Genomic DNA, 21,427 nt, shown 5'->3' on the forward strand with positions numbered 1-21,427 from the left:
CGGTCGACGGCCGACGCGGATCGGCGCATCGTCGGTACCGTGGACGGTGATGCGGACGCGTAGCCAGGTCGCCTGGACACCGGGAGAACCCACCGAGATCGACCTCGACCTCGATGGCGCGGTCGCGCGGCTGTCGGCCCTCGTCGCGGGCCGACACACGGTGATCCTGTCCGGGGCGGGCATGTCCACCGACTCCGGGATCCCCGACTACCGCAGTCCCGACGCCGCGCCGCGCACCCCGATGACCATCGACGCGTTCCTGGCGTCGCGGGAGTTCCGCACCCACTACTGGGCGCGCAACCATCTCGGGTGGCGTCACATGGACGCCGCGAGGCCCAACCGTGCTCACCACGCCATCACCGATCTGCAGCGGCTCGGGCTCGTGTCCGGGGTGATCACCCAGAACGTCGACATGCTGCACACCAAGGCGGGCAACCACCCCGTGCTCGAACTGCACGGGTGCTACGGCCGCGTCTGCTGCATCGACTGCGGGTGGCAGGTATCGCGACATCGCCTCGCGAGCATGCTCGAACCCCTCAACGCCGACTTCACCGCGCGCATCCGCAGCCGCGGCGCGATCGAGGTCGCACCCGACGCCGACGTCGCCGTCGGCGACACCGACGACTTCGTGATGATCGACTGTCCCGCGTGCGGCGGTCCGCTGAAACCGGCCATCGTCTACTTCGGGGAGAGTGTTCCCGCCGACGTGGTCGACCGCGCGTACGCGATGGTCGACGCCGCCGACACCCTGCTCGTCCTCGGATCGTCGTTGACGGTCATGTCCGGGCTGCGGTTCGTCAAACACGCCGAACGACAGGGCAAGTCGGTCGCCATCGTCAATCGTGGCCGCACCCGGGGCGACAGCCTGGCCGACCTCACCATCGACCACCGCTGCGCCGAGGTCCTCACCGCGCTCGTGGAGCGGATCGGTGCCGGAGTCGGTTCACACCCCGACGAGATCGTCGGCGTGCACCACCGGACGCCGTAGGCCCGGGGGCAGGTCGCCGGTCGACTTCCCCACCATCTCGCCGACCTCGTCGACGTCGTAGGCGATGACCCCGCGCGCACGGATCGCTCCCCCGCTGTCGACGACGTCGACGACGTCGCCGGCCGAGAACCGCCCGTGCGCATCGAGGACGCCGGCCGGCAGCAACGACTTACGGCGCGAGATGGCCACCGCGGCACCGTCGTCGACGACGATGCGTCCGCGGGTCTCGGCGGCGTGCCGCACCCAGAACCGGCGCGCCGACATGCGGGTGGGACGCGCGGCGAACGCGGTCCCGACGGTGGCGTCTCCCAGTGCCGCCCGGGCGTCGGCGGCCGCGGCGAGCAACACCGGCACCCCGGCGTCGGCGGCCAGGCGCGCCGCCGACAGCTTCGAGGCCATGCCGCCGGTACCGAGTGCGCCACCCGACCCCGCGATGACCCCGTCGAGGTCGGCGGGTCCGGCGACCTCGGGTATCAACCGCGCGTCTCCTTTGCGGGGGTCGCCGTCGTAGAGACCGTCGACATCGGACAGCAGGAACAGGGCGTCGGCGCCGGCGAGGTGGGCGACGAGCGCGGCCAGTCGGTCGTTGTCGCCGAAGCGGATCTCGTCGGTGGCCACGGTGTCGTTCTCGTTGACCACGGCCACCGCGCCCAGTGACCGCAGACGGTCCAGTGTCCGTTGGGCGTTCGCGTGTTGGGCACGCATCGAGATGTCGTGCGCGGTGAGCAGGACCTGACCGACGGTCCGTCCGTGTCGGGCGAACGACGTGCCCCAGGCATGCGCGAGCGCGAGCTGCCCGACGCTGGCCGCGGCCTGCTTGGTCGCGAGATCGGTCGGTCGGCGCTTGAGACCCAGCGGCGCGATACCCGCGCCGATGGCGCCCGACGACACGACGATGACGTCACTGCCCGCGGCCATCCTCGCCTCGAGGGCGTCGGCCAGCCGGTCGAGGCGATCGAGATCGAGACCGCTGTCGATGTCGGTGATGGCCGATGAACCGATCTTGACCACGATGCTGCGCGCCGAGGCGATCTCGGCGCGGACCGTCGGATTCTCGGAGGTGCTCACCGGACCCCTCAGTCGTCGCTCTGCGCGGATTCCGACGTCGTGGCGGGGGCGACGGCGCCGGGGTCGACGGTGTCGTCGGACCCGATCGACACCCACCCCGCGCCGATGTCGTCGGCGTGATGGCGCCTGGCCTTGCGTGCGACCTTGCGGTCGGCGGCGCCGATGCGATCGGGACGGTCGAGACGGACGTCGGTGCCGCGTCCCTGGATGGGGATGTCCTCACCGCTGGGCACCTGGGGCTCCCAGTCGAACGTGACGGCGCCGATGGTGACCGGGGCGCCCGGCTGGGCACCTCGCTTCACCAGCTCGGCCTCGACACCGAGTCGGTTCAACCGGTCGGCGAGGTAGCCGACGGCCTCGTCGTTGTCGAAGGCGGTCTGCTTGATCCAGCGTTCGGGGCGCGTACCGCGGACGATGAAGCCACCGGGCTGGTTCGGGTCGGCGATCACGCTGAAGCCCGCCTCGTCGACGGCCTTCGGGCGCACGACCGCACGACGCGGCACCGGCGGTGGGTTCTCCGTGCGGTGGCGGCGCACGAGATCGGCGAGCGCGTAGGTCAACTCGTTGAGTCCGGTCCGGCTCACCGCGGAGATCGCGTAGACCGGCCACCCGCGCTCTTCCAGCTCGGGACGGACCAGGTCGGCCAGGTCGGCGGCGTCGGGGACGTCGATCTTGTTGAGGATCACCGCGCGGGGGCGGGTCGCGAGATCCTCGAGCCCGTGATCGGAGCTCAGCGCGGGGGTGTACGCGGCGAGTTCGGCCTCGAGGGCGTCGATGTCCGACAGCGGGTCCCGACCCGGTTCGAGGGTCGCGCAGTCCACGACGTGCGCCAGCACGGCACACCGCTCGAGGTGGCGGAGGAACTCGAGGCCGAGGCCCTTGCCGGCCGATGCGCCGGGGATGAGTCCGGGGACGTCGGCGATGGTGAACACCTCCGCACCCGCGGTGACGACACCGAGGTTGGGGGCGAGGGTGGTGAACGGGTAGTCGGCGATCTTCGGCTTCGCGGCCGAGAGCACCGACACCAGCGACGACTTGCCCGCCGACGGGAAGCCGACGAGGCCGACGTCGGCGACCGACTTCAGTTCCAGGACGAGTTCGTTGATCTCGCCCTCCTCGCCCAGCAGCGCGAAGCCGGGTGCGCGACGCGCGCGGGAGGCGAGGGCGGCGTTGCCGAGTCCCCCGCGTCCGCCGGCGGCCGCGGCGAAGGTGGTGCCCGCACCGACGAGGTCGGCGAGGATCGTGCCGTCACCGTCGAGGACCACGGTGCCGTCGGGGACGGGCAACACGAGGTCGTCGCCGTGGGCGCCGTCCCGGTTCGATCCGGCGCCGGGCCGGCCGTTGCCCGCCTTGGCGTGCGGGCGGAAGTGGAAGTCGAGAAGGGTGTGTACCTGGGGATCGACGACGAGGGTCACGTTGCCGCCGTTGCCGCCGTTACCGCCGTCGGGACCACCGAGGGGCTTGAACTTCTCACGATGCACCGACGAGCAGCCGTGACCGCCGTTGCCCGCCGTTGCGTGGATGGTCACGCGATCGACGAATCTCGACATGTGCGGGCCTTTCTCGGTGCTGAGGGTGTTCGGTCCGCCGGGTCGGCGGGGGTGAAGAGGTGGGGTGCAAACGCCACGAGGGGCGGGCCGGGTTCACGATCACCCTGGCCCGCCCCTCGTGGAGCGTGAAGCGTTGTCCGGTTTCGAACGCCGCGCGTCAGGCCTGCGCGGCGGCCGGGACGATGTTGATGGTCTTGCGACCACGCTTGGCGCCGAACTCCACCGCACCCGCCGAGAGGGCGAACAGGGTGTCGTCGCCGCCACGGCCGACGTTGACGCCGGGGTGGAAGTGGGTGCCGCGCTGACGGACGAGGATCTCGCCTGCGCTGACCTGCTGGCCGCCGAAACGCTTCACGCCGAGGCGCTGGGCGTTGGAGTCACGACCGTTGCGCGAGCTGGACGCGCCCTTCTTGTGTGCCATGTCTGTGGATCCCTTCTAGCAGTCGCGTCGCGTTACTTGATACCGGTGACCTTGAGGACCGTCAGCTTCTGACGGTGCCCCTGGCGCTTGTGGTAGCCGGTCTTGTTCTTGAACTTGTGGATCCGGATCTTGGGGCCCTTGACGTGCTCGACGACCTCGCCGGTCACCGAGGCCTTGGCGAGCGCGGCGGCGTCGGTGGTCAGCGTCGAACCGTCCACCACGAGGGTGACCGGGAGCGAGACCGTCGCGCCCACGGCGCCGTCGATCTTCTCGACCTTCACGAGGTCGCCTTCAGCGACCTTGTACTGCTTACCGCCGGTCTTGACGATCGCGTACGTTGCCATCGAAGCACTACCTCTTACTGTCTGTTGTCCGGGCGCCCGCGGTTGCGCGGGCGCTATTGGCGTCTGTCTGTCGTGCGGGTGTCACGGTCGCACCGCGTGGGATCCGACGATGCCTTCGGTGAGCTCGGTCGCCGTCTGTCGTGGAACGTTCTCCGCGCCAGCGGCGTCACGCTGGTTTCGGACACAGCGTCACCATGCTCGCCCTGAGGCGACCGTCCAAGGTTACGGGAGCGCCGTCGGCCGGGTCAAACCGCGACCCGCCCACGTCGTGTCACTCCTCGACCGGCGGTCCCGCGGGGCGACCGGCGGCCCGTCGCCGTGGGCGGGTGCGCACCGCCACGGTCGGTTCCTCCGAGGTCGCGGCGGTGATCGTCGTGACCGGGGTGGTCGTCGCGACCGTCGCGGCCAGGGCCTCGGCGGTGCCGGCCACGGCCTCGCCGCCACCGGTCGGTGCCGCTGCGGGACGACGAGCGGCCCGACGTCGACGCTTGGGCGCCGCGTCCTCGGTCGTGGTCTCGGTGGGCGTGGTCTCGGTGGGCGCGGCCGTCGCGGGAGCGATCTCGACGTCGTCGGCGACCTCCGGGGAGGCGTCGACCTCCGCGGGTCCGGTCACCTCGACGACGGCGACCTCGGCGTCGGTCGACGTCTCGACGACCACCTCGACCTCGGTGGCCGGGCCACTCGCGTCGGCCGCCGTCTCGTGGCCCGCGGTCTCGTGGCCCGCGTCGTCGGCGGGCTCGTCACCGTGGGAGGCCATGGCCCGGAACATCGGGTGCTCGGAGGGATTGTGGGCGGGCTTCGACTCGGTCGACGCCTCCGACTTGCGCTTGCCGCCACGACGGGACCGCTTCGACCCCTCCTGACGGGGCGCGTCGTCACCCGACTGCACCTCCACCGGATCGGCGTGCACCACGATGCCGCGACCGTTGCAGCAGGTGCAGGTCGACGAGAACGCCTCCAGCAGACCGGTTCCCAGTCGCTTGCGGGTCATCTGGACCAGTCCCAGCGACGTCACCTCGGACACCTGGTGCCGGGTGCGGTCACGGGAGAGGGCCTCGGTCAGTCGACGCAACACCAGGTCGCGGTTCGACTCGAGCACCATGTCGATGAAGTCGACGATGATCATGCCGCCGATGTCGCGCAGACGCATCTGCCGCACGATCTCCTCGGCAGCCTCGAGGTTGTTGCGGGTGACCGTCTCCTCGAGGTTGCCGCCCGACCCGGTGAACTTGCCGGTGTTGACGTCGACCACGGTCATGGCCTCGGTGTGCTCGATGATCAGCGTGCCGCCCGAGGGCAGCCACACCTTGCGCTCGAGGGCCTTGGCGAGCTGCTCGTCGATGCGGTGCACCACGAACGCGTCCGGCGCGTCGGCGTGGGCCTTCTCGAAGCGTTCGAGCCGTTCCATGAGGTCGGGTGCCACCGCCTCGACGTACCCGTGCACCTGATCCCAGGCCGAGTTGCCGTCGACGATGAGGCTCGTGAAGTCCTCGTTGAACAGGTCGCGCACGACCTTGACGAGAAGATCGGGCTCCTCATAGAGCGCCTGCGGTGCCGACCCCTTCGAGCCGTTCTTGCCGCCCTTGCCCCCGCCGCCGTTGTTACCGCCGGCCTGGGCGGTGACCTTCTCGATCTGCGCCCACTGGTTCTTCAGGCGATCGATGTCGGCGGCGAGTTCCTCGGCGCTGACGCCCTCCGACGCAGTGCGGATGATGACACCCGCATCCGAGGGGATGAGCTTCGACAGGATCGACTTCAGGCGCTTGCGTTCGGTGTCGGGCAGCTTGCGGCTGATCCCGGTCGACGAACCACCGGGCACGTACACGAGGTAGCGACCGGCGAGGGAGATCTGCGTGGTGAGACGCGCCCCCTTGTGGCCGACGGGGTCCTTGCTGACCTGCACCACCACCGGGTCACCCGGCTTGAGCGCCTGCTCGATCTTGCGGCTGCCGCCGTCGAGACCGGCGGCGTCCCAGTTGACCTCACCCGCGTAGAGCACGCCGTTGCGGCCGCGACCGATGTCGACGAACGCGGCCTCCATGCCGGGGAGCACGTTCTGGACGCGACCCAGGAAGATGTTGCCGACCATCGACGACGAGGTCGAGGTGGTCACGAAGTGTTCGACGAGCACGCCGTCCTCGAGGACCGCGACCTGCGTGTAGTCCTCGGTGGCCGTGGTCTCGCCGGTGTCGTCGTTGAGCCGGGTGTTGGCCGAACGCTCGCGCACCACCATCACACGGTCGACCGCCTCGCGCCGGGCGAGGAACTCGCTCTCGGTGAGGATCGGGGGGCGCCGACGACCGGCGTCGCGGCCGTCGCGGCGACGCTGACGCTTCGCCTCGAGCCGGGTCGACCCGGAGATGCCCTGCACCTCGTCGCGGTCGCGGCTGCGCGACTTGTTGCGCGGCTCCCGCTCGTGGACCACGGTGTTCGGCGGATCGTCGTTCGTCGACCCGTCGGCCCTGCTCGAACCGTCACCGTCCCCGTCACCGGCTCCGCCCTTGCGACGACGACGCCGGCGCCGACGACGCGTGCCCGAACCCGACTCGTCGTCGGAGTCGTCACCGTCGGCATCGCTGTCGGAGTCGTCGTCGGAGTTCGACGGCGAGCCGTCCGAGCTCTCGTTCTCGGGAGCGCTCGTGGTGTCGCCACCCGCACTCTTGCCACCCGATCGACGGGCGTTGCGTGACCGTCCCGACCCGCGCGATCCCGTCGTCTCGTCGTCGTTGGCGTCGGCGTTCGTGTCATCGCCGGTCGAATCGCCCTCGTCCGTACGTCCGGACGTCGAGTCGTCGGACCCGCTCGTCGCGTCGCCGTTCTCGTCGTCCCTGTTCCGGTCGGCCCTGTTCTGATCGTCCCTGGACTCGTCGTCGCCGGACTGATCGTCACTGTTCTGTTCGTCGCCACTCTGGTCACCGCGACCGCGACCGCGACCCCGTCGTCCACGACGCCGACGACGGTTGGCGCCGCCCTCGCCGTCGTTGTCGGAGCGGTCGTCGGATCCGGTCCGGTCACCGTCGGTGGTCTCGGCCTCGGCCTCGGCCGAGGGGGTCACGACCTCCGTTGCCGGGGTCTCGCGCGGCGAGGTGTCGGCGCCGACCTTCTCGGACGGATCGGCGGTGGCCTCGGCGGTCGGACGCTCGGCGCGACGCGCCCGGGCAGGACGCTCCGGCGCCTGCGGCTGCAGGAACAGCGGGGTCTGCGCCGCGTCGTATGCGGGCTCGGATGCCGGGGCGTCGGCGGCCGGGGCAACCGGTTCCGTCGCCGCGGCCGCGGAGAACAGCGAGGGGGTCTGTTCGAAGGCCGAGGGCGTGGCCTTCTCGGTCGCGGGGGCGTCGTCGGTCGGCGCGTCGCCCTCGGCGGACTCGGCGACGGGTTCGCCCGCGGGCGCGGACGCCCGGTCACGCACCTGCACGGCCGCGCTGCGGTCGATGCTGGACTGCGGGCTGCGGGCCGCGACACCGAGTTCGGCGAGGAAGGCGAGCACCTCGCGGCTGGTGATCCCGAGGATCCGGGCCAGTGCGTGCACTCTCATCTTGTGCGGGAACTCCTGCGCCGAGGTCGATTCATTGCTCTGATCCTCGGGCGCGCCATTGTCGGCCACGTGCTCTCCTAACCCCCGGGCGCATCGTCGTGACGCGGCCTCGCGAGGGTGTGCTCTGTGTATCGGACCGCGGACGATCCGAATTCTCTATGGTCTCGCGTCGCAGGACGTCGGTTGTGCCGTGTCGCTGCCACGCCTTGGCGGTGATGGCTGTACCGGTATCCGTACGGTCCACACCGCGATGCGTCGTTGTGATCGACGCCGTCGCGTTGTTGTGATCAACGCCTGTAGCGGGGACCGAGGAATCGGCTGGTCATCGTGTCGTCACCGAACTGTGTCGAGGACAACTCCACGAGTATCCCACACCGGCACGCCACGGCCCCGCAGCGGATCGCGCAACCGAGCCACCGCGACCAGCGGACACACCCGCCGGGAGGCGCCGCACCGACCCGGGACATGAGTCGGCCCGCCGGGTCTGCGAGGCGGTGCTCGCAGGGCGGCGGGCCGAGGGGACGGTCGGTCAGATCAGGACAGGCCGGGGAACCAGAGGGCGATCTCGCGCTCGGCGGACTCGGGCGAGTCCGATCCGTGCACCAGGTTGTTCTGGGTCTCGAGGGCGAAGTCGCCGCGGATGGTGCCGGGCACGGCCTTCTCCACCGGATCGGTGCCGCCGGCGAGCTGCCGGAAGGCGGCGATGGCACGAGGACCCTCCACCACCGCGGCCACGAGGGGCCCCGAGGTGATGAATTCGAGCAGCGACGGGAAGAAGGGCTTCTCCGCATGCTCTGCGTAGTGGCCCCGCGCCACCTCGTCGCTGACGGTGGTGAGCTGCAAGGCGACCAGCGACAGGCCCTTGCGTTCGATTCTGCTGATGATCTCGCCGACCACTGCCCGGGCTACGCCGTCGGGCTTGATCAGGACCAGTGTCCGTTCAGTCACGCTCGACAGCGTAGCGAGGTGCTCAGTCGCAGAACTCGCCCGCCACCGGGAAGAAGCCGTAGTTGAAGAGATTGCCGTCGGTCGCCCGGGGGTTCACGACGACCTGCACGCAGCCGCCCTTGGAGGTGAGGGCCTCGGCGACGGTCGCATCGAAGCGGTCGGCGAGGGCGAGGTTCGCCGCGCGGTACTGCGCGGGCACGGGGATCGAGGCCACGAATCCGGCGAGATCGATCGAGGCGGCGCGGACGGTGAGGTCGTGGGTGGCGACATAGCCGAACTCCGACGGGGCCACGGGGACCGGCGGGCCGGGCGGCACGACCACCTGCGTCGACGCGCCCGGCGCCTGGGGCGTCCCGGCCGGGGGCACGTCGGCGCCGGCGGGTGCGACCACCGTCAGACACAGGCCGGCGAACACACCGGCGGTAACCGCCGGGAACAGGATGCGGGGACGGGGCATGACGCGGTGGGCCTTTCGTCGGGGACTGTCGGTGAGATCGGTGACAGGGGACCTGTCGGTGTCGGCCTCTATCGGCGACACCTCACACGGGCATGGTGTCAGTCGTCCCGAGCCGCGTCTCGGCGACGACGCCGATCGGCAGGTCACGAATCGGACACGCCGCCGGGGCCGTCGTCGACGATGGGCTCCTGACCCGGCAACTGTCCGCTCGCCACACGTTTCTCGACGTCGCGCTTGATGTAGGCGATGTAGACCCAGACCAGCCCGAAGACGATGCCGACGGCGCAGATCGACCAGTGGAACACCACGCCGGCGATCAGCAGCACCTGCAGCGCGAGATCGAAGGTGAGCGCCCACGACCGTCCCTGCAGGCCGGCGCCGAGGAACATGGCGACGGTCAGCACCACGAGGTAGGTGGTCGAGGCGACGGTCAGTCCCCCGCCGACCTTCGCCACGATCGGCAGCGCGAGGACGACCACGATCCCCTCCAGCACGAGGGTCCCCGCCATCACTCCGCGCAGTCCGCGCCACGGATCGTTGACCGGCGGGGTGAAGCGGGTCTCGCTCACGCGGGATCCTTTCCGAAGAGGGTGCGGGCCGCACCCGCGGTCACCACCGAACCGGTGATCACCACGCCCGCGCCGGACAGGTGGTCGAGGTCCTCGCCGACGTCCTCGGCCGAGGCGATCGCCGCCTCCACCGCATCGGGCAGGAACGGGTGGACCGCGACGCGATCCTCACCGAAGATCGGCAGCGCGAGATCGGCGAGCACCTCGGCCTCCATCGATCGCGGCGACCCGCTGTGGGTGGTGATGATCGAGTCGACGACCGGTTCGAGGGCGGTGAGCAGGCCGACGGCGTCCTTGTCGGCCATCACGCCGACGACGGCGACGAGCCGACGGAAGTCGAACTCCTCGGTGAGGCTGCGGGCCAGGGCCGCGGCCCCGTGCGGGTTGTGGGCGGCGTCGAGGAACACCGACGGCGCCGACCGCACCCGCTCGAGCCGCCCCGGCGTCGTCACCGCGGCGAAACCGGCTCGTACGGCGTCGATGTCGAGCTGACGATCGGCCCCGGCACCGAAGAACGCCTCGACGGCGGCCAGCGCGATCGCCGCGTTCGAGGCCTGATGTCCACCGTGGACGGGCAGGAAGATCTCCGAGTACACCCCGCCGAGGCCCTGCAGTTCGAGCAGCTGCCCACCGACGGCGGTACGGCGTTCGAGGACACGGAACTCCGATCCCTCACGCGCGACGAGGGTCTCGGTCTCCACCGTCCGGGCCAGCAGCACCTTCTCGGCCTCGGGATCCTGCACCGCGATCACGGTCACGGGGTCGACGGGCACGAGGTCGTCGGCGGCGGCCTTGATGATCCCCGCCTTCTCCCCTGCGATCGCCGCGATCGTGTCACCGAGGTAGTCGGCGTGATCCATCGCGATGGGCGTGATGACCGCGACCGACGGCTCGATGACGTTGGTGGCGTCCCAGGTCCCGCCCATGCCGGTCTCGACGACCGCGACATCGACGGGCGCCTCGGCGAACACGGCGTATGCCATCGCCGTGAGCACCTCGAACTTGCTCATCCGCGGGCCGCCCTGGGCCTCCGACGAGTCGTCCACCATGGTGATGAACGGCTCGAGTTCGCGGTACGCGTCGATGTACCGGCGCGGCGAGATCGGTTGTCCGTCCACCGAGATGCGCTCGGTCGCGAGCTGCAGGTGCGGACTGGTGATGCGGCCGGTGCGGCGGTGCAGCGCGGTCAGCAGGGCGTCGATCATGCGCGTCACCGACGTCTTGCCGTTGGTCCCGGCGATGTGGATCGAGGCGTATCCGCGCTGCGGCGAGCCCAACAGGTCCATCAGCGCGGTCATCCGGGTCAGCGACGGCTCGATCTTCGTCTCCGGCCACCGACCGTCGAGTTCGGTCTCGACATCGGCGAACTCGGCGAGATCCTCGGGCGTCGGGGTGTCGTCGGCGGACCCCGATGGGCCCGACCCGCCGGCGTCGGTCGTGCTCACGCGCCACCGAGCGACGCGAGCTTGGCGCCGATCCGCTCGACCTCTTCGGTGGCGATCCGCTGACGCAGCCGGATCTTCTCCACCACCGGGTCGGGCGCCTTGGCGAGGAACTGCTCGTTCGACAGCTTCGCCGCGGTCTGCGTCAGCTCCTTCTCCGCGGCCGCGAGATCCTTTGCCAGTCGTCGCTTCTCGGCCTCGACGTCGATCGCCTCGGAGGTGTCGAGGTCGACGGTGACGGTCATGGTCGACAACCGCACCTCGAGGGTCGCGGTGGCGGTGAACTCCGGGCCCGGCACGGTGAGCTTGGCCAGCGAGTCCGCGTAGGGCCGCAGGTGCCCGATACCCGCGGCGTCGATGCCGTCGAGACGGGTCGGGACCCGCTTGTTGTCGGGAATGCCCTGATCGCCGCGGAAGCGACGGATCTCGGTGATCAGGTGCTGCAGGTCGGCGACGCGGGTCGCCGCGTCGGCGTCTCGGGTGGCCCCGCCGGCGGTGGGCCACGGCGCGGTCACCACCGTGGTTTCACCGGTGAGGGTCGTCCACAAGGTCTCGGTGACGAACGGCATCACCGGGTGCAGCATCTTCAGGATCGAGTCGAGCACGGTACCGAGCACCAGTCCGGTCGCCCGCACACGATCGTCGTCGACGTGACCATCGGCGTCGGCGTACACCTGCACCTTCGACAGTTCGACGTACCAGTCGCAGAACTCGTCGCGCGCAAAGTGATACAGCGATTCACACGCGCGCGCGAACTCGTAGGACTCGAAGCCCGAGTCCGCGTCGGCGAGCACCTCGTCGAGGCGGTCGAGGATCCAGCGGTCGGCGTCGGTGAGCGTCGCGCGGTCGGGCAGGGTGCCCAGGGTGGCGCCGTTCATCAGGGCGAAGCGGGTCGCGTTGAACAGCTTCGTGGTGAAGTTGCGCGACGCCTCGGCATGGCGCTCGCCCACCGACAGGTCACCGCCGGGGTTAGCGCCGCGGGCCAGGGTGAACCGCATCGCGTCGGCCCCGAAACGGTCGACCCAGTCGAGCGGGTCGATGCCGTTGCCCTTCGACTTCGACATCTTCTTGCCGTGTTCGTCGCGAACAAGCCCGTGCAGGAACAGATGTCGGAACGGGACCGGTGCGTCCTGATCGAGGGTCGCACCGACATAGGTGCCGAACATCATCATCCGGGCGACCCAGAAGAACAGGATGTCGTAGCCGGTCACCAGCACACTGGTCGGGTAGAACGCGCGCAGGTCGGCGGTGTCGTCCGGCCAGCCCAGCGTCGAGAACGGCCACAGACCCGAGGAGAACCACGTGTCGAGCACGTCGGGGTCCTGGACGTATCCCGCGGGCGGCTCCTCGCCGGGCGCGGTGCACACGACCTCGCCGTCGGGCCCGTAGAAGATCGGGATGCGGTGGCCCCACCACAGTTGCCGCGAGATGCACCAGTCGTGCATGTCGTCGACCCACCCGAACCAGCGCGGCTCCATCGATGCCGGATGAATCTGTGTGGCGCCGCTGCGCACGGCGTCGCCGGCGGCCTTGGCCAGGGTCTCCACCCGCACCCACCACTGCATGCTCAGCCGCGGCTCGATCGGTTCGCCGCTGCGCTCGGAGTGCCCGACGCTGTGCAGGTAGGGGCGGACCTCCTTGACGATCCTGCCCTCGGCGGCCAGCGCCTCACGTACGGCGACGCGCGCGTCGAACCGGTCGAGTCCGTCGAATCGTGTTCCGGTGTCGGCGATGTGACCGGAGGTGTCCATGATCGTCGGCATGGGCAACCCGTGGCGCTGCCCGAGCGCGAAGTCGTTGGGGTCGTGGGCGGGGGTGATCTTCACCGCGCCGGTGCCGAACTCGGGGTCGACGTAGTCGTCGGCGACCACGGGGATCGAGCGATCGAGGAACGGGTGCGGCAGCTCGGTGCCGACGAGGTGTGCGTAGCGCTCGTCGTCGGGGTGCACCGCGATCGCGGTGTCGCCGAGCATGGTCTCCAGTCGCGTCGTGGCCACCACCAGGTGGGGTTGCGCGTCGTCCATCGAGCCGTAGCGGAAGCTCACCAGCTCGCCCTCGACGTCGTCGTAGGACACCTCGATGTCGCTGATGGCGGTCTGCAGCACCGGCGACCAGTTGACCAGTCGCTCAGCGCGGTAGATGAGCCCGTCGTCGAACATCCGCTTGAACACGGTGTGGACCGCGCGTGAGAGGCCCTCGTCCATCGTGAACCGCTCGCGCGACCAGTCGACGCCGTCGCCGAGACGACGCATCTGCGCGCCGATGTCGCCGCTGATCTCGGCCTTGGCCTGCCACACGCGGTCGATGAACGCCTCACGCCCGAGGTCGGAACGGGTGGTGCCCTCGGCGGCCAACCGCTTCTCGACCATGGCCTGCATGGCGATCGCGGCGTGATCCATTCCGGGCAGCCACAGCACCTCGAAACCCTGCATCCGACGGCGTCGGGTGAGGGCGTCCATCAGGACGTGTTCGAAGGCGTGGCCCATGTGCAGGGACCCGTTGACGTTCGGCGGGGGGATGACGATCGAGAAGGTCGGCTTGCCGCTCGCCGGGTCGGCCGTGAAGAGGCCGTCGTCGATCCATCGCTGATAGATCGAGGACTCGTGGGCGGCGGGTTCCCAGGACTTGGGCAGCCTCTCGGCAGGGGTGGGCGCGTCTGGGAGTTCGGTCACCCCTCGATTCTAGTGACGCCCCACCTACGGGATGCTCACGCCTGCCGTGTCGGCGGTGATCCCGCTCCCCGCGTGGCGCAACCGGTGCAGGTCCTCGGGCGCGTTGACGTTGGTGAGCCAGGCGACATCGCTGACCGCGACGCGGTTGGCGGCGAGGGCGTCGAGCGCGGCGAGCATGCGTCGTTCACCGGTCGCGGCCAGGTCGCGGATGCGTCCGGCGCACGCCGTCCGGTACACGCCGGCGAAGGGATGGACGCGCTGGGAGTCCACGGCGATCGCCGCGTCGTCGCCCTCGCGCAGGCCCAGGAGCAGCTCGTCGACGATCGCCACCTCGATGAGCGGCATGTCCGTGGCACACACGAACGCTATCTCGCATCCCGCGGCGGCGGCGTCGGCCAACCCGGCGGCCAGGGCACCGAGCGGTCCGGCGCCGGCCTGCTCGTCGGTGACCCAGTGCGCCTCGGGACCGCCGGAACCCTTGAGGGTCCTGTACGCGGGCGACGACGCCGCGGCGACGACCGACACCGGCGAGCACCGGGTGCCCACCTCGGCGACGATCCGGGCGAGCATCGGCTGGCCCTCCCAGTCGAGACCGGCCTTGTCCGAGCCCATCCGTCGCGACGCGCCACCGGCCAACACCACACCCGCCACATCGATCATCGGCCCAGTATCGCGTGACGCACCCCGTACTCGGGGCCACTATGGAGGAATGACTTCCATCGAATCCGATCCCACCGGCGCCGCAGAAGCGACCGAGACCGACGTCGACGAGCCGACGACCACACGGATCGGACACCGCAAGTCCTACGCGGCGGGCGTGCCCGCGGTGGCGGTGTCGATGCAACGCGGGTTCACCCAGATGGGTCCACTGCGCACCGCGCGCACGTTCCTCGAGCTCAACCAGCGCGACGGGTTCGACTGCCCGGGATGCGCGTGGCCGGAGAAGCCGGGCGGACGCAAGCACGCCGAGTTCTGCGAGAACGGCGCGAAGGCGGTGGCCGAGGAGGCGACCCGTCGCACCGTGACGCCGGAGTTCTTCGCCGCGCACAGCGTGGATTCGCTGCGTGACCGCACCGAGTACTGGCTGTCGCAGCAGGGTCGGCTGACCCATCCGATGGTGTTGCGCGAGGGCGACACCCACTACCGCCCGATCGACTGGGACGACGCCTACGCCCTCATCGCCGACGAACTCGCCGCGCAGTCCTCACCCGACGAGTCGGTGTTCTACACGTCGGGTCGCACGAGCAACGAGGCCGCGTTCACCTACCAGCTGCTCGCCCGCAGCCTCGGCACCAACAACCTGCCCGACTGCTCCAACATGTGCCACGAGTCGTCGGGCCATGCGCTGTCGACCACGATCGGCATCGGCAAGGGATCGGTGTCGGTGCTCGACGTCGAGAACGCCGACCTCATCGTCATCGCCGGGCAGAACCCGGGCACCAACCATCCTCGGATGCTGTCGATCCTCGACGCGGCCAAGCGCAAGGGCGCGACGATCGTCGCGGTCAACCCGCTGCCCGAGGCCGGGTTGATGCGGTTCAAGGACCCACAGCGCGTCAACGGTGTCGTCGGTTCCGGCACCACCATGGCCGACGAGTTCCTGCAGATCCGGCTCGGTGGCGACATGGCGCTGTTCCGCGGTCTCGCGACACTGCTCCACCGTGCCGAGAAGGCCGCGCCGGGAACGGTGTTCGACACCGAGTTCCTCGACACCTACTGCGAGGGCGTCGACGATTACGTCGCCACTCTCGCCGACACCGACATGGACGAGATCGTCGAGGCGACCGGGTTGTCGCTGCGGCAGATCGAGGAGTTCGCCGACCGGTGGGCGTCGTCGGAACGCATCATCGTCTGCTGGGCCATGGGGCTGACCCAACACGCGCACGCCGTCGCCACCATCGAGGAGGTCACCAACACGCTGCTGCTGCGCGGCATGATCGGCAAGCCCGGCGCCGGTGTCTGCCCGGTGCGCGGACACTCGAACGTCCAGGGCGACCGGACCATGGGCATCTGGGAGCAGATGGACGAGGCCTTCCTCGCCGCGGTCGATGCCGAGTTCGGTATCACCAGCCCCCGCGAACACGGTTGGGACGTCGTCGATTCCATCCGCGCCATGCGTGACGGCAAGGTGTCGATGTTCATGTCGATGGGCGGCAACTTCGTCTCGGCCACACCCGACACCGAGGTCACCCGCGCGGCCCTGGGACGGTGTCGACTGACCGTGCAGGTGAGCACCAAGCTCAACGCGTCGCATCTCGCCACCGGATCGATCGCGCTCATCCTGCCGACGCTGGGCCGCACCGACCGCGACATGCGGGCCGGCCAGAAGCAGAAGGTCACCGTCGAGGACTCGATGGGATCGGTGCATCTGTCGCGCGGATCGCTGCGACCGGCGAGCGAGGAGCTGCGCAGCGAGGTGGCCATCATCTGCCAGCTCGCCGAGAAGGTGCTCGGTACAGGCCATCCCGTCGACTGGTCGGCCATGGCCGACGACTACGACGTGATCCGCGACCACGTCGCGAACGTGGTGCCGGGGTTCACCGACTTCAACACCCGGGTGCGCCAGCCCGACGGCTTCCTGCTGCCCCACCCGCCGCGTGACGACCGCGAGTTCCCCACCGACAGCGGCAAAGCCGTGCTGACGGTGAACCCGCTGCAGTGGCTCCCCACGCCTGCCGGACGACTGATCCTGCAGACGATGCGCAGCCACGACCAGTACAACACCACCATCTACGGCCACGACGACCGCTACCGCGGGATCAAGGGCAACCGTCGCGTGGTGCTCGTCAACGGCGACGATCTGACCGAACTCGGTCTGCGCGACGGGCAGTCGGTGTCGATCGTCTCGGAGTTCGCGACCGACAGCGGTGTCGAGGAACGCCGGATCGACGGGTTCACCGTGGTCGCGTACTCGACCCCGCGCGGCAACGCCGCCGCCTACTACCCCGAGACGAACCCCCTCGTCCCCCTCGATCACGTGGCCGTGAAGTCGAACACGCCGGTGTCGAAGGGGATCACGGTGCGTCTGATCGCCGCCTGATGGGTCGCGTCACCACCCGGGTACCGGTCCGCCGGATCCGCGGGGAACTCGACGCCACCCGACCGGACACACTCGCCGTCGAGGAACCCCTCGAGATCCGCATCGGCGGTCGGGCGCTCACGGTCACGATGCGCACACCCGGCGCCGACATCGACCTCGTGCACGGATTCCTGTTGTCGGAGGGGCTGATCGGATCGGTCGACGACATCGCCACCATCCGCTACTGCGACGGAGTGGACGACGCGGGGGCGAACACCTACAACGTGATCGACGTGACCCCGGCCGACGGCGTGTCGATCGCGCCGCGGCCGCGGGCGTTCGTGTCGAACTCGGCGTGCGGGGTGTGCGGATCGTCGGCCATCGACGACATCCGTGCCACCTCACGGTTCGACCTCTCCATCGACGACTCGTCGATCGGCGTCGAGGCACTGGGCGCCCTACCCGACCGGCTGCGGTCGGCGCAGGCCACCTTCACCGCGACCGGCGGAACCCACGCCGCCGCACTCTTCGACACCGACGGGACCCTGCTGGTGGTCCGCGAGGACGTCGGGCGCCACAACGCTCTCGACAAGGCCGTCGGGTGGGCTCTGCGGGAGGGACGGATCCCGTTGCGCCACACCGTGGCGATGATGTCGAGCCGGGTGTCGTTCGAACTGGTGCAGAAGTCGGTGATGGCGGGTATCCCGATCATCGCGGCGGTGTCGGCGCCGTCGTCGCTCGCCGCCCACCTCGGTGCCGAGCTCGATCTCACCGTGGTCGGCTTCCTGCGCGGCGCGTCGATGAACGTCTACTCCGCCCCGCAGCGCGTCATCGGGGCCTGAGCGGTCGCGCGTCGCACGGTCAGTGCGGGTCGTGCGGCGCGATCTCGACGTCACCGAGGACGTCGGGCAGGTCGACGGTCTCGCCCCGCACGTGCTGCGCGAGGAAGGCCAGCACCACCCGGTACCAGATGATCGCGTTCTGGGGCTTGAGGATCCAGTGGTTCTCGTCGGGGAAGTACAGGAACCGGTGGACGGTCGTCCCGTCGTCCGCGGCGGGCAGTCCCGATTCGGAGAGAAGCTCGTACCAGAGTCGCAGCGACTCCCCCACCGGGACGCGATAGTCCTTGTCGCCGTGGATGACGAGCATCGGGGTCACGATGTCGGCGACGTAGAGGTGGGGCGAGTTCTCGACCGCCATCTCCGGCGACATCTCCCGCGACCAGTAGTCGGCGCCGTCGGTGGTCGGCCCGAACTGGTCGAGCGCCCAGAGGCTCGCGTGCGTGATCACGGCCCGGAACCGGTCGGTGTGCCCGGCGATCCAGTTCGCCATGTACCCGCCGAACGATCCGCCCATGAGCGCCGACCGCTCGGACGCGATGCGGGGGTCGGCCTCGGCGGCGTCGGTCACCGCCATGAGGTCGGTGTACGGCTCGAAGCCCCAACTCCCCCAGCCGCGCTGGATGAAGTTCTGCCCGTATCCCGTCGACAGGGCCGGGTCGGGCAGCACGACCGCGTAGCCCGCCGCGACGGCGATCCACGGGTTCCACCGCCAGGACCACGCGTTCCACGACGCCAGCGGTCCCCCGTGCACCCACAGCAGCAGCGGAACCCGCGCCTGCTCGCTCGCGCCGTGCGGCAGCGCGAGCCATGCCCGCAGGGGCGTGCCGTCGATGGTCTGGGTGCGCAGCTCCTCCAGGGTGCCGGGCAGCGCCGGGAGTTCGGCGGGCCCGGGCAGCGGGGTGACCCCACCGCCGGCGATGTCAATGCGCACCACGTGCGGCGGCTCGGCGGGCGAGCTGCGCAGCGCGAACAGCGTTGTGCCGTCGGGGTGTACGCACACATCGCTGTAGCAGTGATCGGTGGATGTCACCGCGCGCACGGGTTCGCGGTCCTCGCGACCCGTCGCGTCGATCATGAACACCTGCCCCCGGCCGTCGTCATCGGCGGTGACGAACAACGCCGTTCCGTCCGCCGACCACGACACCGCGGTGGGCCATCGGTCCCAGTTCGCGGCCGGATCGGTGACCACGCCCGTGGCGAGGTCGATGATGCCGACCCTGATCACCGGTGCGGTGGTGGGGGTGGTCACCGACTCCGAGACGAACGCGACCCGCGTACCGTCCGGCGAGATCGTCGGCGCGAAGAAGTCGACGTCGGGATCGGCACGCAGGGTCACCGGCTCGGTCGGTGTGTCGGCGCGAAGATCGATGCGCACCAATGCGGTTCGCGTCGCTGCCTGGGGCGCGCCGGTTCGCCAGGTGGCGACCGCGACGTCGCCGTCGGGTGCGATCGCGACGTGCGCCTCGCGTAGGGCTGCGCCCGGTCGCGTGACGACGGGATCGAGCCGGCCGTCGTGCGCGACGTCGAACAGGTGCGGTCGCCCCGGTCCGAGATCGGCGTCCCAGAGGCGTACCGGGTAGCGATCGTGCAGGATCGCCGACGTGGTCGTCGTCTGCCGGCGTTCACGGACCTCGGCGTCGGTGTCCGGTGTGCGGGAGAGCACGTCGGCAAGGACGAGCACCCGGTCGCTCGCGGTCGCGGTGACGATCGATGCGACACCGCCCGGGCGTTGTGCGACCCGCTCGGCCTCGCCGACCGTCGGCAGGCGCCAGAGGGCGGCCTGCGGGTCCGCATCGGGATCCTGCGCGGACTTTCGGATGAACCACAGGGCGCCGGTGCCGTCGAAGGTGGGTGCGGTGGCACTGTCGGCGCCCCGGGTGAGGCGATGGGCAGACGTGTCGCCGGTGGGGTCGATCTGCCACAGGGCCGAGACGTACTTCGTGGAGGCGTCGTCGAGGGTGGCGACGGTGGTGACGAGCCGACGGCCGTCGGGTGACATCACCAGCCCGCTCACGCGGGGCAGGGAGATGTAGCGATCGAGATCGGCGAAGTCTGATTTCTCGGCGTGCGTCACGCCGCGAGACTACGCGGTCTTGTCACGCCGTTCGTCGCGACGCGGCTTGCGCGGCACGATGGTCGGCAACACGTTGTCGCGCACCGTCTCTCCGGTGACGACCACCTTGGCGACGTCGTCGCGGCTGGGGATGTCGTACATCACCGGGAGCAGGACCTCTTCCATGATGGCGCGAAGACCGCGGGCGCCGGTGCCCCGGTGGATGGCCTGGTCGGCCACGGCCTCGAGGGCGTCGGGGGTGAACTCGAGCTCGACGCCGTCCATGTCGAACAGACGCACGTATTGCTTCACCAGCGCGTTCTTGGGGGTCGAGAGGATGGAGACCAACGACTCCTTGTCGAGGTTGGTCACCGATGCCACGACGGGCAGGCGGCCGATGAACTCGGGGATGAGACCGAATTTGATGAGGTCCTCGGGCATGACCTCGGCGAACGCGTCGGTCATCTCGTCGTCGTTCTTCTTCGCCACCTCGGTGCCGAATCCGATGCCGCGCTTGCCGATTCGATCGGACACGATGCGCTCGAGACCGGCGAACGCGCCGGCCACGATGAAGAGCACGTTCGTGGTGTCGATCTGGATGAATTCCTGGTGCGGATGCTTGCGACCGCCCTGCGGGGGAACCGAGGCCTGGGTGCCCTCGAGGATCTTCAGCAGCGCCTGCTGCACGCCCTCGCCGCTGACGTCGCGGGTGATCGACGGGTTCTCGCTCTTGCGGGCGATCTTGTCAACCTCGTCGATGTAGATGATGCCGGTCTCGGCGCGCTTCACGTCGTAGTCGGCGGCCTGGATCAGCTTCAGCAGGATGTTCTCGACGTCTTCACCGACGTAGCCGGCCTCGGTGAGCGCGGTTGCGTCGGCGATGGCGAACGGCACGTTGAGCATCTTCGCCAGCGTCTGCGCGAGGTAGGTCTTGCCACAGCCGGTGGGACCGAGCATGAGGATGTTCGACTTCGCCAGTTCGACGGCCTCGCCGCCACGCGAGTCCTTGCGGTCACCGGCCTGGATGCGCTTGTAGTGGTTGTAGACGGCCACCGCCAGGGTGCGCTTCGCGGTGTCCTGGCCGATGACGTAGTTCTCGAGGAAGTCGCGGATCTCCGAGGGCTTGGGCAGCTCGTCGAGCTTGACGTCGCTCGACTCGGCGAGCTCCTCCTCGATGATCTCGTTGCACAGGTCGATGCACTCGTCGCAGATGTACACGCCGGGACCCGCGATGAGCTTCTTGACCTGCTTCTGGCTCTTTCCGCAGAACGAGCACTTCAGCAGATCGCCACCGTCTCCGATTCGCGCCATCGTGTGCTGTACCTCTTCCTTGTGCACCGGCGCGATGGGCATCGCGTCGGGCGAACCGACCTGGCGTCAGTATGGACGACCGTACCCGCGGGCCGACCGAACTTCGACCGATAAACACTTTTGTCATGACCGCGTCGGCGAGGGCCGACACGGGTGGGGAACACGAGTTCTCAGTGGTCCCAGGCGTACAGGATCACCCCTGCGCGAC

Annotated in this window: 16 protein-coding genes; 3 read left to right on the forward strand and 13 right to left on the reverse strand. The window is 69.7% G+C overall.

Going from position 1 to position 21,427, the window contains the following annotated elements; translation table 11 throughout:
• Positions 1–49 precede the first annotated feature (49 nt).
• Positions 50–988 (forward strand): Sir2 family NAD-dependent protein deacetylase, encoded by a 939-nt coding sequence (locus ASG12_RS11065; RefSeq protein ID WP_082501864.1) that lies wholly within the window; start codon positions 50–52, stop codon positions 986–988.
• Here the strand turns inward: ASG12_RS11065 and proB are convergent.
• From proB to mobA, 11 genes are all read right to left on the reverse strand, one after another.
• Positions 944–2,056: a glutamate 5-kinase gene (gene proB, locus ASG12_RS11070; protein ID WP_055789145.1), complete on the reverse strand. Its 1,113-nt coding sequence runs from the start codon at positions 2,054–2,056 to the stop codon at positions 944–946. The two genes, ASG12_RS11065 and proB, sit on opposite strands and share 45 nt — an antisense overlap.
• An 8-nt stretch (positions 2,057–2,064) precedes the next feature.
• Positions 2,065–3,606 carry a GTPase ObgE gene (gene obgE, locus ASG12_RS11075; protein WP_055789148.1) on the reverse strand — a complete coding sequence of 514 codons (1,542 nt, stop codon included), beginning with the start codon at positions 3,604–3,606 and terminating at the stop codon, positions 2,065–2,067.
• Between the two features lie 157 nt (positions 3,607–3,763).
• Complete coding sequence (rpmA, locus tag ASG12_RS11080; protein ID WP_055789151.1) at positions 3,764–4,027, reverse strand: 50S ribosomal protein L27; 264 nt, start codon at positions 4,025–4,027, stop codon at positions 3,764–3,766.
• A 32-nt stretch (positions 4,028–4,059) separates the two neighbouring features.
• Positions 4,060–4,371: a 50S ribosomal protein L21 gene (rplU, locus tag ASG12_RS11085; protein WP_045822393.1), complete on the reverse strand. Its 312-nt coding sequence runs from the start codon at positions 4,369–4,371 to the stop codon at positions 4,060–4,062.
• Positions 4,372–4,642: 271 nt separating this feature from the next.
• Positions 4,643–7,975 carry a translation initiation factor IF-2 N-terminal domain-containing protein gene (locus ASG12_RS11090; RefSeq protein WP_055789154.1) on the reverse strand — a complete coding sequence of 1,111 codons (3,333 nt, stop codon included), beginning with the start codon at positions 7,973–7,975 and terminating at the stop codon, positions 4,643–4,645.
• A 465-nt stretch (positions 7,976–8,440) separates the two neighbouring features.
• Entirely contained in the window at positions 8,441–8,854 is a 414-nt protein-coding gene (ndk, locus tag ASG12_RS11095) for a nucleoside-diphosphate kinase (protein WP_045822391.1), read from the reverse strand.
• Positions 8,855–8,876: 22 nt separating this feature from the next.
• Positions 8,877–9,311, reverse strand: coding sequence for a hypothetical protein (locus ASG12_RS11100; RefSeq protein WP_055789591.1), 435 nt, complete (start codon positions 9,309–9,311; stop codon positions 8,877–8,879).
• Positions 9,312–9,454: 143 nt separating this feature from the next.
• Positions 9,455–9,820 (reverse strand): DUF4233 domain-containing protein, encoded by a 366-nt coding sequence (locus tag ASG12_RS11105; protein WP_055789594.1) that lies wholly within the window; start codon positions 9,818–9,820, stop codon positions 9,455–9,457.
• A 56-nt stretch (positions 9,821–9,876) separates the two neighbouring features.
• Positions 9,877–11,325 carry a bifunctional tetrahydrofolate synthase/dihydrofolate synthase gene (gene folC, locus ASG12_RS11110; RefSeq protein ID WP_055789158.1) on the reverse strand — a complete coding sequence of 483 codons (1,449 nt, stop codon included), beginning with the start codon at positions 11,323–11,325 and terminating at the stop codon, positions 9,877–9,879.
• Positions 11,322–13,994, reverse strand: coding sequence for a valine--tRNA ligase (locus ASG12_RS11115; RefSeq protein ID WP_055789160.1), 2,673 nt, complete (start codon positions 13,992–13,994; stop codon positions 11,322–11,324). Before ASG12_RS11115 ends, folC begins: the two co-directional genes overlap by 4 nt.
• A 24-nt stretch (positions 13,995–14,018) precedes the next feature.
• Positions 14,019–14,654, reverse strand: coding sequence for a molybdenum cofactor guanylyltransferase (gene mobA, locus ASG12_RS11120; protein ID WP_055789163.1), 636 nt, complete (start codon positions 14,652–14,654; stop codon positions 14,019–14,021).
• A 49-nt stretch (positions 14,655–14,703) separates the two neighbouring features.
• On the opposite strand from mobA, the gene ASG12_RS11125 reads away from it, so the two are divergent.
• Both ASG12_RS11125 and fdhD read left to right on the forward strand, forming a co-directional pair.
• A complete protein-coding gene (locus ASG12_RS11125; RefSeq protein WP_055789166.1) occupies positions 14,704–17,034 on the forward strand; it encodes an FdhF/YdeP family oxidoreductase in 2,331 nt (776 codons plus the stop codon).
• Positions 17,034–17,855: a formate dehydrogenase accessory sulfurtransferase FdhD gene (gene fdhD / locus ASG12_RS11130; protein WP_055789168.1), complete on the forward strand. Its 822-nt coding sequence runs from the start codon at positions 17,034–17,036 to the stop codon at positions 17,853–17,855. Before ASG12_RS11125 ends, fdhD begins: the two co-directional genes overlap by 1 nt.
• A 19-nt stretch (positions 17,856–17,874) precedes the next feature.
• Here the strand turns inward: fdhD and ASG12_RS11135 are convergent, their stop codons facing one another.
• Positions 17,875–19,854: a S9 family peptidase gene (locus tag ASG12_RS11135; RefSeq protein ID WP_082501917.1), complete on the reverse strand. Its 1,980-nt coding sequence runs from the start codon at positions 19,852–19,854 to the stop codon at positions 17,875–17,877.
• 84 nt (positions 19,855–19,938) lie between these two features.
• On the reverse strand, positions 19,939–21,219 hold the full coding sequence (gene clpX, locus ASG12_RS11140; protein WP_055789597.1) for an ATP-dependent Clp protease ATP-binding subunit ClpX: 1,281 nt from the start codon (positions 21,217–21,219) through the stop codon (positions 19,939–19,941).
• Between the last annotated feature and the right edge of the window lie 208 nt (positions 21,220–21,427).

Origin of the sequence: Williamsia sp. Leaf354 (genome assembly GCF_001424365.1) — a bacterium.
Classification (GTDB): Bacteria; Actinomycetota; Actinomycetes; order Mycobacteriales; family Mycobacteriaceae; genus Williamsia_A.

Coding starts and splice junctions, on each gene's coding strand:
- ASG12_RS11100 (WP_055789591.1), bottom strand. CDS start 9,311: ATGCCCCGTCCCCGCATCCTGTTCCCGGCGGTTACCGCCGGTGTGTTC.
- ASG12_RS11065 (WP_082501864.1), top strand. CDS start 50: ATGCGGACGCGTAGCCAGGTCGCCTGGACACCGGGAGAACCCACCGAG.
- rplU (WP_045822393.1), bottom strand. CDS start 4,371: ATGGCAACGTACGCGATCGTCAAGACCGGCGGTAAGCAGTACAAGGTC.
- clpX (WP_055789597.1), bottom strand. CDS start 21,219: ATGGCGCGAATCGGAGACGGTGGCGATCTGCTGAAGTGCTCGTTCTGC.
- ASG12_RS11125 (WP_055789166.1), top strand. CDS start 14,704: ATGACTTCCATCGAATCCGATCCCACCGGCGCCGCAGAAGCGACCGAG.
- obgE (WP_055789148.1), bottom strand. CDS start 3,606: ATGTCGAGATTCGTCGATCGCGTGACCATCCACGCAACGGCGGGCAAC.
- fdhD (WP_055789168.1), top strand. CDS start 17,034: ATGGGTCGCGTCACCACCCGGGTACCGGTCCGCCGGATCCGCGGGGAA.
- mobA (WP_055789163.1), bottom strand. CDS start 14,654: ATGATCGATGTGGCGGGTGTGGTGTTGGCCGGTGGCGCGTCGCGACGG.
- rpmA (WP_055789151.1), bottom strand. CDS start 4,027: ATGGCACACAAGAAGGGCGCGTCCAGCTCGCGCAACGGTCGTGACTCC.
- ASG12_RS11135 (WP_082501917.1), bottom strand. CDS start 19,854: ATGTCACCCGACGGCCGTCGGCTCGTCACCACCGTCGCCACCCTCGAC.
- ASG12_RS11105 (WP_055789594.1), bottom strand. CDS start 9,820: ATGGCGGGGACCCTCGTGCTGGAGGGGATCGTGGTCGTCCTCGCGCTG.